The 16,055-nt window shown below is 70.8% G+C and carries 15 protein-coding genes; all 15 read right to left on the bottom strand.

What is annotated here, in order from left to right:
* Positions 1-59: 59 nt before the first annotated feature.
* Positions 60-2,018 (bottom strand): NADH-quinone oxidoreductase subunit L, encoded by a 1,959-nt coding sequence (gene nuoL, locus AB0C04_RS02820; protein ID WP_357047276.1) that lies wholly within the window; start codon positions 2,016-2,018, stop codon positions 60-62.
* Between the two features lie 11 nt (positions 2,019-2,029).
* Positions 2,030-2,347 (bottom strand): NADH-quinone oxidoreductase subunit NuoK, encoded by a 318-nt coding sequence (gene nuoK / locus AB0C04_RS02815; RefSeq protein WP_350868074.1) that lies wholly within the window; start codon positions 2,345-2,347, stop codon positions 2,030-2,032.
* Between the two features lie 58 nt (positions 2,348-2,405).
* A complete protein-coding gene (locus AB0C04_RS02810) occupies positions 2,406-3,176 on the bottom strand; it encodes an NADH-quinone oxidoreductase subunit J (protein ID WP_357047273.1) in 771 nt (256 codons plus the stop codon).
* A complete protein-coding gene (gene nuoI, locus AB0C04_RS02805) occupies positions 3,173-3,814 on the bottom strand; it encodes an NADH-quinone oxidoreductase subunit NuoI (protein WP_357047271.1) in 642 nt (213 codons plus the stop codon). The genes AB0C04_RS02810 and nuoI overlap by 4 nt, the downstream gene beginning before the upstream one ends.
* Before the next feature lies 1 nt (position 3,815).
* Complete coding sequence (nuoH, locus tag AB0C04_RS02800; protein ID WP_357047269.1) at positions 3,816-5,168, bottom strand: NADH-quinone oxidoreductase subunit NuoH; 1,353 nt, start codon at positions 5,166-5,168, stop codon at positions 3,816-3,818.
* A gap of 163 nt (positions 5,169-5,331) precedes the next feature.
* Entirely contained in the window at positions 5,332-7,839 is a 2,508-nt protein-coding gene (locus tag AB0C04_RS02795) for an NADH-quinone oxidoreductase subunit G (RefSeq protein ID WP_357047267.1), read from the bottom strand.
* Positions 7,839-9,155, bottom strand: coding sequence for an NADH-quinone oxidoreductase subunit NuoF (gene nuoF, locus AB0C04_RS02790; protein WP_350868083.1), 1,317 nt, complete (start codon positions 9,153-9,155; stop codon positions 7,839-7,841). Before nuoF ends, AB0C04_RS02795 begins: the two co-directional genes overlap by 1 nt.
* Positions 9,152-10,309, bottom strand: coding sequence for an NADH-quinone oxidoreductase subunit NuoE (nuoE, locus tag AB0C04_RS02785; protein WP_357047264.1), 1,158 nt, complete (start codon positions 10,307-10,309; stop codon positions 9,152-9,154). The genes nuoF and nuoE overlap by 4 nt, the downstream gene beginning before the upstream one ends.
* Complete coding sequence (locus tag AB0C04_RS02780; RefSeq protein WP_350868087.1) at positions 10,306-11,634, bottom strand: NADH-quinone oxidoreductase subunit D; 1,329 nt, start codon at positions 11,632-11,634, stop codon at positions 10,306-10,308. Before AB0C04_RS02780 ends, nuoE begins: the two co-directional genes overlap by 4 nt.
* Positions 11,631-12,368, bottom strand: a complete 738-nt coding sequence (locus AB0C04_RS02775) for an NADH-quinone oxidoreductase subunit C (RefSeq protein WP_357047262.1) — start codon at positions 12,366-12,368, stop codon at positions 11,631-11,633. The genes AB0C04_RS02780 and AB0C04_RS02775 overlap by 4 nt, the downstream gene beginning before the upstream one ends.
* Complete coding sequence (locus AB0C04_RS02770) at positions 12,365-13,042, bottom strand: NADH-quinone oxidoreductase subunit B family protein (RefSeq protein WP_350868090.1); 678 nt, start codon at positions 13,040-13,042, stop codon at positions 12,365-12,367. Before AB0C04_RS02770 ends, AB0C04_RS02775 begins: the two co-directional genes overlap by 4 nt.
* Before the next feature lie 14 nt (positions 13,043-13,056).
* Positions 13,057-13,422 carry an NADH-quinone oxidoreductase subunit A gene (locus tag AB0C04_RS02765; protein ID WP_350868092.1) on the bottom strand — a complete coding sequence of 122 codons (366 nt, stop codon included), beginning with the start codon at positions 13,420-13,422 and terminating at the stop codon, positions 13,057-13,059.
* Between the two features lie 146 nt (positions 13,423-13,568).
* Positions 13,569-14,846, bottom strand: coding sequence for a geranylgeranyl reductase family protein (locus tag AB0C04_RS02760; protein ID WP_357047259.1), 1,278 nt, complete (start codon positions 14,844-14,846; stop codon positions 13,569-13,571).
* 160 nt (positions 14,847-15,006) lie between these two features.
* Positions 15,007-15,231 (bottom strand): hypothetical protein, encoded by a 225-nt coding sequence (locus AB0C04_RS02755; RefSeq protein WP_357047257.1) that lies wholly within the window; start codon positions 15,229-15,231, stop codon positions 15,007-15,009.
* A 63-nt stretch (positions 15,232-15,294) separates the two neighbouring features.
* Positions 15,295-16,005 (bottom strand): demethylmenaquinone methyltransferase, encoded by a 711-nt coding sequence (locus AB0C04_RS02750; protein ID WP_357047255.1) that lies wholly within the window; start codon positions 16,003-16,005, stop codon positions 15,295-15,297.
* Positions 16,006-16,055: the final 50 nt, after the last annotated feature.

Genomic DNA, 16,055 nt, shown 5'->3' with positions numbered 1-16,055 from the left:
GGCCTTACCTCCGTCGTCACTGCGTGGTCCGCCGGCGGGGGCGGCCGGGAAGAGGTCGATCACGCCAGCCACCCCGCCTGTACGGCCAGGAACGCCGCCACCACCAGCAGCGCGCCGGTCAGGATCGAGGTCGCGTACGACCGGACGAAGCCGGTCTGCAGCCGCCGGAGCCGGCCGGAGCCACCACCGACCGCCGCGGCGAGGCCGTTGACCAGCCCGTCCACGCCCCGGTTGTCGAGGAAGACCAGCGCCCGGGTGAGGAAGACGCCCGGCTTCTCGAAGACCGCCTCGTTGACGGCGTCCGTGTAGAGGTTGCGACGGGCCGCGGTGACCAGCACCCCGGCTGGTTGCGGCGCGGTGGCCGTGCCGCCCCGGAACAGGAACCAGGCCAGCCCGACGCCGAGCACCGTGACCAGCAGCGAGAGCGTGGTGATCACCGCGTGCGAGAGGACCGGGGCGTGCTCGCCGTGCTCGCCGCCGAGGCCGGCGGTGGCGGTCAGCCAGTCCGGCACCGAGGTGGAGAGCAGGAAGCCGGCCCCGACCGAGCCGATGGCCAGCAGGATCAGCGGGATGGTCATCAGCGTCGGCGACTCGTGCGGGTGCTCGATCTCCTCGGTCCACCGCTTCGGCCCGTGGAAGGTGAGCACGAAGAGCCGGGTCATGTAGAACGCGGTCAGCCCGGCGCCGAGCAGCGTCGCGCCGCCGAAGAGCCACGCGGTCCAGTCGTCCCGCTCGAACGCGGCCACGATGATCGGCTCCTTGGAGAAGAAGCCGGAGAACGGGAACATGCCGATGATGGCGAGCCAGCCCATCATGAAGGTGATCCAGGTGACCTTCATGTACTTCGACAGGCCGCCGAAGCGGCGGATGTCGACCTGGTCGTTCATGCCGTGCATCACCGAGCCGGCGCCGAGGAACATGTTGGCCTTGAAGAAGCCGTGCGCCAGCAGGTGCACGATGGCCAACGCGTACGCCGCGCCGCCCAGGCCCACGCCGACGAACATGTAGCCGATCTGGCTCACCGTCGACCAGGCGAGCACCCGCTTGATGTCGTCCTTGGCGGCGCCGATGACGCAGCCGACCAGCAGGGTGAGCGCACCGACGCTGACCACCACGAGTTGCAGCGTGGTGTTGGCCGAGAAGATCGGGTTGGACCGGGCGATCAGGTAGACGCCCGCGGTGACCATGGTGGCCGCGTGGATGAGCGCCGACACCGGGGTCGGGCCCTCCATCGCGTCCGGCAGCCAGGCCTGGAGCGGGAACTGGCCGGACTTGCCGGTCGCGCCGAGCAGCAGCAGCAGGCCGAGCACCAGCACGGTGGGGCCGGCCAGCGCGCCGATGCCGCTGAAGACCTCGTCGTACTGGGTGGTGCCGAGGGTGGCGAACATGATGAAGATGCCGATCGCCAGGCCGGCGTCGCCGACCCGGTTCATGAGGAACGCCTTCTTACCGGCGGTGGCGGCGCTCGGCCGCTCGTACCAGAAGGAGATCAGCAGGTACGACGCCAGACCGACGCCCTCCCAGCCGAAGTAGAGCATCACGTAGTTGTTGCCGAGCACCAGCAGCAGCATGGCGGCGACGAACAGATTGAAGTAGCCGAAGAAGCGCCGGCGGCCCGCGTCGTGCGCCATGTACTCGACCGCGTAGAGGTGGATCAGGAAGCCCACCCCGGTGATCAGCAGCACGAAGACCGCGGCCAGCGGGTCGAAGAGCAGACCGAAGTCCACCCGCAGGTCACCGACCGTGATGAAGTCCCAGAGGCTCAGCTCGACCGACTTGTTCTCCAGCCCGCGCAGCTGGAAGAAGTAGGTCAGGCCCAGCACGAACGAGGCGCCGATGGCGGCCACCCCGAGCCAGTGCCCCCAGCGGTCGGCGCGTCGGCCGAGCAGCAGCAGGATCGCCGCGCTGATCAGCGGAATCGCCACGAGCAGCCAGACGCTGCCGAGCAGACCGTCCGCGACCGCATAGGTGACGGCCCCCGCCGGCTCGACCGGGGCGTTCGTCAGATTCTCTCCCACCGCAGGACCCCTCAGTACTTCAGCAGGTTGGCGTCGTCGACGCTCGCGGAGCGCCGGGTCCGGAAGATCGACATGATGATCGCGAGACCGACCACGACCTCCGCGGCCGCCACCACCATCACGAAGAACGCCATGATCTGGCCGTTGAGGTCACCGTTGATCCGGCTGAAGGTGACCAGGGTCAGGTTGGCCGCGTTGAGCATCAGCTCGACGCACATGAACAGCACGATCGCGTTGCGCCGGATGAGCACGCCCGCGGCGCCGATGGTGAAGAGCACCGCGGCGAGGACGAGGTAGTAGTTCGGCTCGACCGAGAAGAACTTCTCCATTACTGGGCCTGCCTTCCGTTCGCGACTGCGGGGCTCCGCTTCGCTGCACTCCTCGCGCTCACCGGTCCGTGCCCTTCAGCGAAGTCTCCTCGGCGGTCAGCTCGCGTACCGGCAGGATCGCCGGGGTGCTCCGCTCGGTGAGCCGGCCGTCCGGCAGCCGGGCCGGGGTGGCCACCGAGGAGGAGGTGGCGAAGACGCCGGGGCCGGGCTTCGGACCGGGGTAGTTGCCCGGGGCGAAGCGCGCCCGCATGGTCGCCGGCTGGTCGAGCTTGTCCTCCTTGCGCCGCTCGATGTGCGCCAGCACCATCGCGCCGACCGCCGCGGTGATCAGCAACGCCGAGGTGAGCTCGAAGGCGAAGACGTACTTGGTGAAGAGCAGCCGCGCGATGCCCTGCACGTTCCCGTCGGCGTTCGGCGTGGCCAGGCCGACCGCGCTGACGCCCTCGACCCCCCGGTACAGGCCGGTGCCGACCAGGCCGGCGAAGCCGAGCGCCAGCAGCAGCGCCGCCGTCCGCTGCCCGCGCAGCGTCTCGATCAGCGAGTCCGACGCGTCCCGGCCGACCAGCATCAGCACGAAGAGGAAGAGCATCATGATCGCGCCGGTGTAGACGATGATCTGCACCATGCCGATGAACGGCCCGGCCTGCAGCACATAGAACACGCCGAGGCAGAGCATGGTCAGCACCAGCCAGAGCGCCGAGTGCACGGCGTTGCGGGCGGCGACCATCCCGATCCCGCCGAGCAGCGCGAGCGGGGCGAGGATCCAGAAGGTGACCGCCTCGCCGGTGGGCACCGAGGCCGCCGCGGCGAGCACCGTCTGCGTGGTCATGCCGAGCCTCCCTTGCCCGCTTCGGCCCGCTGGGCCGCCTGCTCGGCGCCCGGGAACGTCACGCCGGGGTGCTCCTCGACCTCGTACCGGCCGGGGCTCATCGGAGAGCGCTCCGCGCCGGCCGACGTGCCCGGGTTGGTCAGCGAGCCGACGTAGTAGTCCTTCTCGCTCTCACCCAGCCGCATCGGGTGCGGCGGCTGCTCCATCCCCGGCAGCAGCGGCGCGAGCAGCTGCTCCTTGGTGAAGATCAGGTCCTGCCGGTTGTCCCGGGCCAGCTCGTACTCGTTGCTCATGGTGAGCGAACGGGTCGGGCAGGCCTCGATGCAGAGCCCGCAGAAGATGCACCGGGCGTAGTTGATCTGGTAGACGCTGGCGTACCGCTCACCCGGCGAGAAGCGCTGCTGGTCGGTGTTGTCGCCACCCTCGACGTAGATCGCATCGGCCGGGCAGGCCCAGGCGCAGAGCTCGCAGCCGATGCACTTCTCCAGCCCGTCCGGGTGCCGGTTGAGGATGTGCCGCCCGTGGTAGCGCGGCGCCGACACCGGCGGCTTGAACGGGTAGTCGGTGGTGACGACCTTCCTGAACATGTGCGAGAAGGTGACCCCGAAGCCCTTGAACGTTCCGGTAATCGCGCCCACGTCACACCTCCCTGGAGTCCGAGCCGGCGGCGATGTTGGCCGGCTCCCGCTCGGCGACCACGCGCGTGATGCGCGGGCTCGGTGGTACCTGAAGATCCATCGGCGGCAGCGGGAAGCTCCCGTGCGGCCGGCTGTCGACCTGTTCCTGCACGCTCGGCTTCGGCTGCGGCCGGCGGGTCGGCCAGAAGAGCGTGGCGATCAGCAGTACGCCGGCCGCGATGCCGACCGCCGTCAGCCTGCCCTTGGTGTCCCAGTCCTCGATCGAGCGCAGCCCGCTCAGCACCAGGATCCAGACCAGGTTGATCGGGAGCAGCACCTTCCAGCCGAGCCGCATGAACTGGTCGTAGCGCAGCCGGGGCAGCGTGCCCCGCAGCCAGACGAAGACGAAGACCAGCAGGATCACCTTGCCGAAGAACCAGAGCATCGGCCACCAACCGGAGTTGGCGCCCTCCCAGAGGGTGATCGGCCAGGGCGCCCGCCAGCCGCCGAGGAAGAGCGTCGTGGTGACCGCGGACATGGTCACCATCGACACGTACTCGGAGAGCATGAAGAGCGCGAACTTCAGCGAGCTGTACTCGGTCATGAAGCCCGCGACCAGCTCGGACTCCGCCTCTGGCAGGTCGAACGGCGCCCGGTTGGTCTCACCGACGGTGGCGATGAAGAAGATGATGAAGCTCGGCAGCAGCAGGATCGCGTACCAGCCGGGGGCCGGGATCTCCGTGCCGAAGATGGACAGCTGGGTGCCGTCGCCCTGCGCGGCGACGATCCCGCTGGTGCTCATCGTGCCGGCGGTCATGAACACCGCCACGATGCTCAGCCCCATCGCGACCTCGTAGGAGATCATCTGGGCGCTGGAGCGCAGGCCACCGAGGAGCGGGTAGGTGGAGCCGGAGGCCCAGCCGCCGAGCACGATGCCGTAGATGCCCATCGAGGAGCAGGCCAGCAGCACCAGCACCGCCACCGACACGTCGGTGACCTGCAACGGCGTCCAGTGGCCGAAGATGCTCACCATCGGGCCGAACGGCACCACCGACAGCGCGGTGACCGCGCAGATCACCGAGATGGTCGGCGCGAAGAAGTAGACGACCTTGTCCGCGGTCCGCGGCAGGATGTCCTCCTTGAAGGCCATCTTCAGGCCGTCGGCCAGGGTCTGCAGCAGGCCGAACGGGCCGACCTGGTTGGGGCCCGGCCGGACCTGCATGTAGCCCACCACGCGCCGCTCGAACCAGACGCCGAGCAGGGTGGCCAGCACCGCGAAGACGAAGGCGAAGAGCACCTTGCCCACGACGAGCCACCACGGGTCCTTGCCGAAGTCGGCCAGCGTCGGGTCCTGCGCCAGGTAGAGCGCGTTCACAGTGCCCACCTTTCGTTCGCGACTGCGGGGCTCACTCGCTGCGCTCGTTCACTCCTCGCGCTCACCGTGCCGCACCTTTCATTCGCGACTGCGGGGCTCACTCGCTGCGCTCGTTCACTCCTCGCGCTCACCGTGCCGCACCTTTCATTCGCGACTGCGGGGCTCACTGGACACCCCCGGAGTTGAGGAGCGGACCCGGAAGACCGGCCTCGTCCGCCGCCACCCGGTTGGCCGGCACGGCCGCCGTCGGGGCGGGAACGGAGATCCGGACCACCGTGCCGGACGTCGCGCCGAGGCTGCGTCGCACGGTGGCGCCGGGTGAGTTGGTCGGCAGCCAGACCACGCCGTCCGGCATCTCGGTGATGGCCGCCGGCAGGGTCAGGGCGCCCCGGTCGGTGCCGACCGTGACCGGGTCACCGTCCGCGACGCCCAGCGCCTCGGCGGTGCCCTTGCCCAGCCGGGCCACCGGCGGGCGGGCGGTGCCGGCGAGGTGCTCGTCGCCGTCGGTGAGGCTGCCCAGGTCGATCAGCTGGTGCCAGGTGGAGAGCACCGCCTCGCCGGCGCCCGGGTGCGGCACGGTGACCGGAGCCACCGACGGCGCGGCGGGGCGCTCGGTCCGGGTGGGCGGCAGGGCGCCCAGCTCGCGCCGGACGCTGAGCACGTCGGCGGTGCCGAGCCGCACGTCGAGCTGCGCGGCGATCGCGTCCAGCACCCGGCCGTCGGTCATCGCCGCGGTCTGCAGCACGGCGTCGAAGGTACGCAGCCGGCCTTCCCAGTCCACGAAGCTACCGGCCTTCTCGACCGCCGGGGCGACCGGAAGGACCACGTCCGCCCGGCGGGCCACCGCGCTGAGCCGCTGCTCCAGGCTGACCAGGAACGGCACCGCGTCCAGGGCCTGCTCGGCCAGGCGCGGGTCGGCCAGGTCGGCCGGGTCGACCCCGGCCACCACCAGGGCGCCGAGCTGACCGTTGGCGGCCGCCGCGAGGATGCCGTCGGTGTCCCGGCCGGCCTGGCTCGGGATCACCCCGGCCGCGATGTCCCACATCTCGCCCAGCTCGGCCCGGGCCGCCGGCTCGGTTACCAGGCGCCCGCCGGGGAGCAGGTTCGGCAGGCAGCCGGCGTCGACCGCGCCGCGGTCACCCGCGCGCCGCGGCACCCAGGCCAGCTTCGCGCCGGTACGCCGGGCGATGTCCGCGGCGGCGGAGAGCCCACCCGGCACCTCGGCGAGCCGCTCACCGACGATCAGGATGGCGCCCTCGGTGCTCAGCGCCTCGGCGACCGTGGCGTGCTCGGCGAGCACGCTGGCCTCCTCGCCCGGCACCACCCGGGCCAGCTTGGCACCGAGCTTCTCCAGGCCCCGGGTGGCGAACGGCGCGATCGCGTAGACCGTCAGCGTCTTCTTGAGGTACGCCTTCCGCAGCCGCAGGAAGAGGATCGGGCACTCCTCCTCCGGCTCCAGCCCGACCAGCACCACCGCCGGCGCCTTGTCGACGTCGGCGTAGGTCACGTCGGTGACGCCGGCGACCGAGCTGGCCAGGAAGTCGGACTCCTCGCGGGAGACCGGCCGGGCGCGGAAGTCGATGTCGTTGGTGTTGAGCGCGACCCGGGCGAACTTGGCGTACGCGTAGGCGTCCTCGACGGTCAACCGACCGCCGGTGAGCACCGCCGTGCCCCGCCCGGTGTCCCGCGCGGCGCGCAGACCCTCGGCGGCCACCGTGAGCGCCTCGCTCCAGGACGCCTCACGCAGCTCGCCGGTCTGCTGGTCGCGGACCATCGGGGTGTCGATCCGGTCGAAGGCGCGGGTGTACTGGAAGCCCCACCGCCCCTTGTCGCAGTTCCACTCCTCGTTGACCGCCGGGTCGTCGCCGGCCAGCCGGCGCTGCACCTTGCCCCGCCGCCAGTCCGTGCGCTGCGCGCAGCCGGCCGAGCAGTGCTCGCAGACGCTCGGGCTGGAAACCAGGTCGAAGGGGCGGGCCCGGAAGCGGTACTGGGCGCCGGTCAGCGCGCCGACCGGGCAGATCTGCACGGTGTTGCCGGAGAAGTACGAGTTGAACGGCACGTCGCCGGCGTCGCCCTCCTCGCCGTACGCGTCGTCCCGGTAGATGTTGATCTCTTCGGCGGAGGACCGGCCCATCAGGTCGATGAACTTGTCACCGGCGATCTCCTCGGAGAACCGGGTGCACCGCTGGCAGAGCACGCAGCGCTCCCGGTCCAGCAGCACCTGGCTGCTGATCGGCAGCGGCTTCGGGTACTCCCGCTTGTGCTCGTGGAACCGGGAGTCGGTGCGGCCGGTCGACATCGCCTGGTTCTGCAGCGGGCACTCACCGCCCTTGTCACACATCGGGCAGTCGAGCGGGTGGTTGAGCAGCAGCAGCTCCATCACCCCCTCCTGCGCCTTCTTGGCGACCGGGGAGGTGAGCTGGGTGCGGACCACCATGCCGTCGGCGACGGTCTGGGTGCAGGAGGCGACGGGCTTGCGCTGCCCCTCCACCTCCACCAGGCACTGCCGGCACGCGCCGGCCGGAGCCAGCAGCGGGTGGTCGCAGAATCGGGGGATCTCGGTGCCCAGCTGCTCGGCGACCCGGATCAGCAGCGCCCCCTTGGGGGCGGTGACCTCGACGCCGTCGATGGTGAGCGTGACGGTCTCGGTCGGCTTAACTACGTCGGTCATTAGTGGGCTCCCACCAGCTGCTTGTCCGACAGCTTCGGCGCCGTGCGCCCCTCGATGTAGTCGAGGTAGTCCTGCTTGAAGTACTGCAGTGACGAGGTCACCGAGCTGGTCGCACCGTCACCCAGACCGCAGAACGAGCGGCCCAGGATGTTGTCGCAGGTGTCGAGCAGGGTGTCCAGGTCCTCGTGGGTGCCCTGACCGGAGAGGATCCGCCGGTACACCCGGACCATCCAGTAGTTGCCCTCCCGGCACGGGGTGCACTTGCCGCACGACTCGTGGTGGTAGAACTCCAGCCACCGGTACGTCGCGTAGACCGGGCAGTCCTGGTCGGAGAAGATCTGGGTGGCCGTGGTGCCGAGGATCGAGCCGGCCGCCGCCACCCCCTCGAAGTCCAGCGGCACGTCCAGGTGCTCGGCGGCGAGCAGCGGGGTCGACGAGCCACCCGGGGTCCAGAACCTCAGGTTGTGCCCCGGCTGCATCCCGCCGGCCAGCTCCAGCAGCTCGCGCAGCGTCACGCCCATCGAGCACTCGTACTGGCCCGGGTTGGCGACCCGGCCGGAGAGCGAGTAGATCATCGGCCCGGAGGACTTCTCCGTGCCCATGCTCTTCCACCAGTCGGCGCCACCGAGCACGATGTACGGCACGCTGGCGATGGTGCCGACGTTGTTGACCACCGTCGGGCTGGCGTACAGGCCGTGGGTCGCCGGGAACGGCGGACGGAGCCGGGGCTGACCCCGGAAGCCCTCCAGCGAGTCCAGCAGCGCGGTCTCCTCACCGCAGATGTACGCCCCGGCGCCCGAGTGCACCACCAGTTCCAGGTCGAACCCGGTGCCCTGGATGTTCGTACCGAGGTAGCCCTTGGCGTACGCCTCCTGCACGGCGTTGCGCAGCCGCCGGGCGGCGTGCACGGCCTCGCCCCGGATGTAGATGTAGGCGCGGTTGGCCCGGATCGCGTACGAGGCGATGATGACGCCCTCGACCAGCGAGTGCGGGTCGTGCGTCATCAGCGGCAGGTCCTTGCAGGTGCCCGGCTCGCCCTCGTCGGCGTTGACCACCAGGTAGTGCGGCTTGCCGTCGCCCTGCGGGATGAAGCCCCACTTGAGGCCGGTGGGGAAGCCGGCGCCACCGCGACCGCGCAGCCCGGAGTCCTTGATCAGCTGGATCAGGTCGTCCGGGTGGGCCTTGAGCGCCTTGCGCAGCGCCGCGTAGCCGTCGAGCTTCTCGTAGGTGCCGATCCGCCAGGCGTCCGGCGACAGCCAGCGCTTGGTCAGCACCGGCGTCAGCTTGGCCAGCGTCTCCGGCCGAGGAGTGGTCACTTCTGGACCCCCGTTTCGCTCGCCGCGGCGCCGCCGGCGCCGCCGGTGTCCGCCGAGGCTTCGTTGAGGTTGCGCTCCTGCGCCCCGGCCTCGTCGCCGGCGGGCTTGCCGTCGCCGGCCGGCGGGTTCGCCGCCGCACCGGCGGCCTCCGCCTCCTGCGCGTCCCGGGGCGCCGGCGCGGTGGTGTCCACCGGAACCTTGGTGCCGGGGGCGTCCGCCACGGCGGTCGAGGCGTCGGGCTGCCGCGTCTCGGCCGCCCGGATCTCCGGCGACTTGTCGTCCGGGGCCTTGACGTCGCGGGTGGTGCTGCCGGTGGCCCGCTCCGGGGCTGCCGGCTCGCCGGCACCGGCGTTGCCCGGCGTACCCGTCGGGGCGGCGGCGCCGTCGCCGCCCTTGGCCACCGCGGCGGCCGGTGCCGGCTTCGCGGCCTCCGCCCTGGCCTTGGCCTCGGCGGCGGCCTTGTCGGCCTCGGCCTTGCTCCGGATCGGGGTCATCGGGTCGAAGCCCGGCACCGAGATGCCGTGCTGCTGGGCCAACCGCAGGCCGCGCAGGGTGGGCTCGCCCGGCCCGCCGTCGGCGACCGCGCCCTCGCGCTCGTCGGCGAAGCCGGCGAGCTGCACCGCCATCTCCTTGAGCGTGCAGAGCCGGGCGCCCCGGGTCGGCCTCGGGCGGCCGCCCGCGCGCAGCTCGTCGACCACGCCGACCGCGGTCTGCGGGTCGACGCCGTCGAAGAAGTCGTAGTTGACGGTCATGACCGGCCCGTAGTCGCAGGCCGCCAGGCACTCGGCGTGCTCCAGGGTGATCGACCCGTCGGCGGTGGTCTCGTCGTGCCCGACGCCGAGGTGTTCGGCGAGGGTGTCGTAGACCTGCTGGCCACCGAGCACGTTGCACATGGTGTTGGTGCAGACGCTGACCAGCCAGTCACCGGTCGGCTTGCGCTTGTACATGGTGTAGAAGGTGGCGACCGCGCCGACCTGGGCCTTGTTCAGCCCCAGCACCTCGGCGCAGAACTCCACCCCGGCCGGGGAGACGTAACCCTCCTCGGCCTGCACCAGGTGCAGCAGCGGCAGCAGCGCCGAGCGGGACCGGTCGGCCGGGTAGCGCGCGATGATCTCGCGCGCCCGCTCCCGGGTCTCTTCAGTGAAAACGGTCATCGGTCACAACCACCCATCACGGGGTCCAGCGAGGCGCCACCGGCGATCACGTCGGCGATCAGACCGCCCTCGGCCATCGCCGGAAGGGCCTGGAGGTTGACGAAGCTCGGCTCCCGGTAGTGCACCCGGTAGGGCCGGGTGCCTCCGTCGGAGACCGCGTGCACGCCCAGCTCGCCGCGGGGCGACTCGATGCCGACGTACACCTGGCCCGGCGGAACCCGGAAGCCCTCGGTGACGAGCTTGAAGTGGTGGATCAGCGACTCCATCGACTGACCCATGATCTTGGCGACGTGCTCCAGCGAGTTGCCCATCCCGTCGACGCCGATGGCCAGCTGCGCCGGCCAGGCGATCTTCCGGTCGGCGACCATCACCGGTCCCGGCTTGGCCAGCCGGTCCACCGCCTGCTCGACCAGCTTGAGCGACTCGCGGATCTCTGCGAGCCGGACCTGGTAGCGGCCCCACACGTCGCCGTCGGGGTGCGTCGGGACGTCGAACTCGTACGTCTCGTAGCCGCAGTACGGCATGGTCTTGCGCAGGTCCCAGGCGAGGCCGGCGGAGCGCAGCACCGGGCCGGTCACGCCGAGCGCCACGCAGCCGGTCACGTCGAGCACCGCGACGTTCTTGGTCCGCTCGACCCAGATCGGCTGACCGGAGAGGAGGTCCTCGTACTCCTTGAGCTTCTTCGGCATCATGGTGAGGAACTTGCGGATCTTGGCGATCGCCTCGTCCGGCACGTCCTGCGCCACGCCGCCCGGCCGCACGTACGCGTGGTTCATCCGCAGGCCGGTGATGTTCTCGAAGATGTCGAGGATGTACTCCCGCTCGCGGAAGCCGTAGAGCATGATCGAGATCGCGCCCAGCTCCATGCCGGTGGTGGCCAGCCAGACCAGGTGCGAGGAGATCCGGTTCAGCTCCATCATCAGCACCCGGATGGTGGTGGCCCGCTCGGTGATCTCGTCGGTGATGCCGAGCAGCTTCTCCACCGCCAGCGCGTACGCCGTCTCGTTGAACAGCGGGGAGAGGTAGTCCATCCGGGTCACGAAGGTGCTGCCCTGGACCCAGTTGCGGTACTCGAGGTTCTTCTCGATGCCGGTGTGCAGGTAGCCGACGACCGAGCGGGCCTCGCGGACCGTCTCGCCCTCCAGCTCCAGGATCAGCCGGAGCACGCCGTGCGTCGACGGGTGCTGCGGACCCATGTTGACGACGATCCGCTCGTCGTTGATCGGGTCGGTGCCGGAGACGACGCTGTCCCAGTCGCCACCGGTGACGGTGAAGACCCGGCCCTCGCTGGTCTCACGCTCGGTCGCGTAGTTCGAAGTGGTCACTGGTACGACCTCCGTCGGTCCGGCGGCGGGATCTCGGCGCCCTTGTACTCGACGGGGACGCCGCCGAGCGGATAGTCCTTGCGCTGCGGGTGCCCCTCCCAGTCGTCCGGCATGAGGATCCGGGTCAGGTTGGGATGGCCGTCGAAGACGATGCCGAACATGTCGTACGCCTCCCGCTCCTGCCAGTCCGCCGTCGGGTAGACCGAGGTGACGCTGGGCAGGTGCGGATCCTCCGCGGAGACGGCCGCCTCCAGCCGGACCCGACGCCGGTAGGTCATCGAGGTGAGCTGGTAGACCACGTGCAGGCGGCGGGCGTCCGCGCCGAGGTAGTCGACCCCGGAGACCGAGGAGCAGAGCTCGAAGCGGAGCGCGAGATCGTCCCGCATCACCTGGCAGACCTCGGCGATCCGCTCCGGGCGGACGTGCAGGGTCAGCTCGCCCCGGTCGACCACGACCTTCTCGATCGCGTCGGCGAAGGCCGGATAGGCCTCCTCCAGCGCGTCGTGGACCTCGTCGAAGTAGCTTCCGAACGGCCGGGACGCGCCCTCGATCGACCGGCGCGGGCGGACCAGGCCGCCGTAGCCGGAGACGTCGCCGGAGCCCTGGTTGCCGAACATGCCACGGCCGGCGGGGCTGGCCGGTGGGTATTCGGCGGGGGCACCGCTGCTGGCGCCGGGGGGCGTCACCGGTACCGGTACGCCGCCGTCGTTCGGCTTGTCGTGAGGTGCGGTCACTTGTGGCCCCCGTGCGGCTGGAGGTGGGTCTGGGCCTTCATCCAGTTCTCGATCCGCAGCTGCTCCTCGCGGCCCTCGCGGACCGCCTGGGTCCACTCGGCCCGGCGGGCCTTGTCACTGCGGTACGACGACGGCATCGAGCCGTAGGGGACGACCGGCACGTCGCCGCGCTCCTTGCGCGCCTCGAGCATCTTGCGGCCGTTCGCGCCGAGCGGCTCGTACATGATCTTCTCGCGGAGCTTGAGGATCGCGTCGATGAGCATCTCCGGCCGCGGCGGGCAGCCGGGCAGGTACATGTCGACCGGCACGACGTGGTCGACGCCCTGCACGATGGCGTAGTTGTTGAACATCCCGCCGCTGCTGGCGCAGACGCCCATCGAGAGCACCCAGCGCGGCTCGGCCATCTGGTCGTAGATCTGGCGCAGGACCGGAGCCATCTTCTGACTGACCCGGCCGGCCACGATCATCAGGTCCGCCTGGCGCGGCGAGGCCCGGAAGACCTCCATGCCCCAGCGGCCCATGTCGTAGTGCGGGCCGCCGGCCGCCATCATCTCGATGGCGCAGCAGGCCAGGCCGAAGGTGGCGCCCCAGACGGACGACTTCCGGGACCAGTTGACCAGCTTCTCCACCGAGGTGAGCAGGACGCCGGCGGGGAGCTTCTCCTCGATGCCCATCTGACGTTCCTTCCTCAGTCCCAGTCCAGGCCGCCGCGCCGCCAGACGTAGGCGTATGCGACGAAGACCGCGACGATGAACAGGACCATCTCCACGAAGCCGAAGATCGGCAGGGCGTCGAACGAGACCGCCCAGGGGTAGAGGAAGATGATCTCGATGTCGAAGACGATGAAGAGCATCGCCGTCAGGTAGAACTTGATCGGGAACCGCCCGCCGCCGACCGGCTGCGGGCTGGGCTCGATGCCGCACTCGTACGCCTCGAGTTTGGCCTTGTTGTAGCGCCGGGGACCGGCGAAGCGGGCGGCGGCCACGGAGAACAGCGCAAACGCCGCGGCGACGGCGAACAGCCCGATGATGGGTGCGTAAGGCGAGAGCGACATCTTCTTCTCCTGCTCGTCCTTCCCTGCCCTCGTGGTTGACGAAAATCACACTATTCACGTCCCCGACGACGGGCACCGCCGGGGGGCGGTCCTACACCGTGCCTGCTTCGTCCGCGACCGCGAGGCGCGCAAGCTGAGTCCTCGTGTTACACGGCCGGCGCCACCTTCGTCATCGCGTTGATGACCCGGTCCATCGCGTCTCCGCCGCGCGGATCGGTCAGGTTGGCCAGCAGCTTGAGTACGAAGCGCATCAGCATGGGGTGCGGCATGCCGTGCTTGGTCGCCATCCGCATCACCTCCGGACGGCCGATCAGCTTCACGAAGACCCCGCCGAGCCGGTAGTAGCCGCCGAACCGGGCCTTCAGCTCCTGCGGGTACGCCATCAGCGCCCGCTCCCGCTCGGCGCCGGCCGGCCGCGCGAGCGCCTGCACCGCCACCTCCGCGGCCAGTTCGCCGGACTCCATCGCGTAGGCGATGCCCTCGCCGTTGAACGGGTTCACCATGCCGCCGGAGTCGCCGACCAGCAGCACGCCGCGGGTGTAGTGCGGAACCCGGTTGAAGCCCATCGGCAGCGCGGCGCCGAGGATCGGGCCGTCGGCGTTCGTCTCGTCGGTCATGCCCCAGTCGGCCGGGGTGTTGGCCAGCCAGTCGGTGAGCAACCGGCGGTAGTTGGTCTTGCCGAACGCGGACGAGGAGTTGAGCACGCCGAGACCCACGTTGACCCGGCCGTCACCGAGCCCGAAGATCCAGCCGTACCCGGGCAGCAGGTTGTCGCCGCCCTCCTTGCTGCGCAGCTCCAGCCAGGACTCGAGGTAGTTGTCGTCGGCCTTGGCCGGCGAGTGGTAGTAGCGCCGGACGGCCACCCCGATCGGCCGGTCCTCCCGCTTGGCCAGCCCCAGCGCGAGCGGGAAGCGGCCGGAGACGCCGTCGGCCGCGACCACCAGCGGGGCGTGGAAGGTGCCGGGGGCCTTGTCCGGGCCGATCTCGGCCTGCACGCCGATCACCCGGCCGTCCGCGTCGAGCACCGGCCCCATGACGTTCACGCCGGTACGCAGCTTGGCGCCGGCGGCGACGGCCCGCTGCGCGAGCAGGTCGTCGAAGTCCAGCCGGGTGCGGACCAGGCCGTAGTTGGGGAAGCTCGCCAGGTCGGGCCAGTCCAGCTCCAGCCGGACGCCGCCACCGATGACCCGCAGGCCCCGGTTGTGCAGCCAGCCCGCCTCGGGCGAGGTGTCCACGCCCATCCGGACCAGCTGGCGCACCGCGCGCGGGGTCAACCCGTCGCCGCAGACCTTCTCCCGCGGGAACTCGGTCTTCTCCAGCAGCAGCACCCGGACCCCGTGCCGGGCCAGGTGGTACGCGGTCGCCGACCCACCGGGACCGGCGCCCACGACGATCACGTCGGCGTCGTGCTCCACCGCGGTCATCCGCGCCTCCTCCCGACTGCTCGTGAAATGGTTCACAAGCCAGACGGTGGGAGTCTATGACCGGCGTCTCACCCCTGCCCGACCAGGGGTACCTAAGTTGCTGATGTGACAGCTGAGGGCCGTTTTCGTGCGCTCGATGTCAGGCCTCGCGCCCGCGAGCTCAGGCCCGGCTGGGGGCGTCCAGGCCGGCATCGACCCGGATCGTCTCGGGCAGGTGCTCACGCAGCGCACCACCGGCCGCGCGGTCGAGCGCCGCGAGCACCTCGGCAACCACCTGACGGACGTCGGCCGGATCGGCGCCGGCCAGCTCCCGCAGCTGCGTGATGAGTTCGGCCGCGTCGTCGTCGGTGGCGGCCGCGCGCTCCGCTCGCTCTGGTCCCGTCATGGGGGCGAGCTTACGGCGCAAAGTGGACTAAAATCGGATATTCACGAAAGAGGGTGCCAGACCCTAGCTGCGGATCGCCCGGTGCAGAGCGACGACACCGCCGGTCAGGTTGCGCCAACCCACCCGCTGCCAACCCGTCGCGCCGATCCGCCCGGCCAGCGCCGCCTGATCCGGCCAGGCCCGGATCGACTCGGCCAGGTAGACGTACGCCTCCGGGTTGCTGGAGACCGCGCGGGCCACCGCCGGCAGCGAGCGCATCAGGTACGACAGGTAGACCGTGCGGAAGGCCGGGTTGACCGGGGTGCTGAACTCGCAGACCACCAGCCGGCCGCCGGGCCGGGTGACCCGGGCCAGCTCACGCAGCGCGGCATCCGTGTCGGTCACGTTGCGCAGCGCGAAGGAGATGGTCACCGCGTCGAAGCTGGCGTCGGCGAACGGCAGCCGCAGCGCGTCCCCGCCCAGCAGCGGCACGCTCGGGCGGCTCTGCTTGCCGGCGTACAGCATGCCGAGCGACAGGTCGGCGCCGACCGCGTACGCCCCGGACTGGGCCAACTCCTCGGTCGAGACCCCGGTGCCCGCGCCCACGTCGAGCACCCGCTCGCCCGGGCGCAGCCCGAGCGCGGCCCGGGTCGCCCGCCGCCAGGAACGGTCCTGCCCGAAGGAGAGGACGGTGTTCGTCAGGTCGTAGCGCGCCGCCACGCCGTCGAACATCGCGGCGACCTCGTGCGGCTGCTTGTCCAGGCTGGCGCGCTGGCCGTGGGGGGTCCGACTCACCCCTCCACTCTGCCAGCCCGACCCGCACGCCCGGCCGGAGGCCCCCACCA

It is taken from the genome of Micromonospora sp. NPDC048909, from assembly GCF_040649635.1.
Classification (GTDB): Bacteria; Actinomycetota; Actinomycetes; order Mycobacteriales; family Micromonosporaceae; genus Micromonospora.
The sequence above is the reverse complement of the archived record's forward strand: the minus strand, read 5'-3'. Positions and strand labels throughout refer to the sequence as shown.

Coding starts and splice junctions, on each gene's coding strand:
- nuoE (WP_357047264.1), bottom strand. CDS start 10,309: ATGACCGTTTTCACTGAAGAGACCCGGGAGCGGGCGCGCGAGATCATC.
- AB0C04_RS02765 (WP_350868092.1), bottom strand. CDS start 13,422: ATGTCGCTCTCGCCTTACGCACCCATCATCGGGCTGTTCGCCGTCGCC.
- AB0C04_RS02795 (WP_357047267.1), bottom strand. CDS start 7,839: ATGACCGACGTAGTTAAGCCGACCGAGACCGTCACGCTCACCATCGAC.
- AB0C04_RS02760 (WP_357047259.1), bottom strand. CDS start 14,846: ATGACCGCGGTGGAGCACGACGCCGACGTGATCGTCGTGGGCGCCGGT.
- AB0C04_RS02770 (WP_350868090.1), bottom strand. CDS start 13,042: ATGGGCATCGAGGAGAAGCTCCCCGCCGGCGTCCTGCTCACCTCGGTG.
- nuoK (WP_350868074.1), bottom strand. CDS start 2,347: ATGGAGAAGTTCTTCTCGGTCGAGCCGAACTACTACCTCGTCCTCGCC.
- AB0C04_RS02755 (WP_357047257.1), bottom strand. CDS start 15,231: ATGACGGGACCAGAGCGAGCGGAGCGCGCGGCCGCCACCGACGACGAC.
- AB0C04_RS02810 (WP_357047273.1), bottom strand. CDS start 3,176: ATGACCACGCAGACGGTGCTCGCCGCGGCGGCCTCGGTGCCCACCGGC.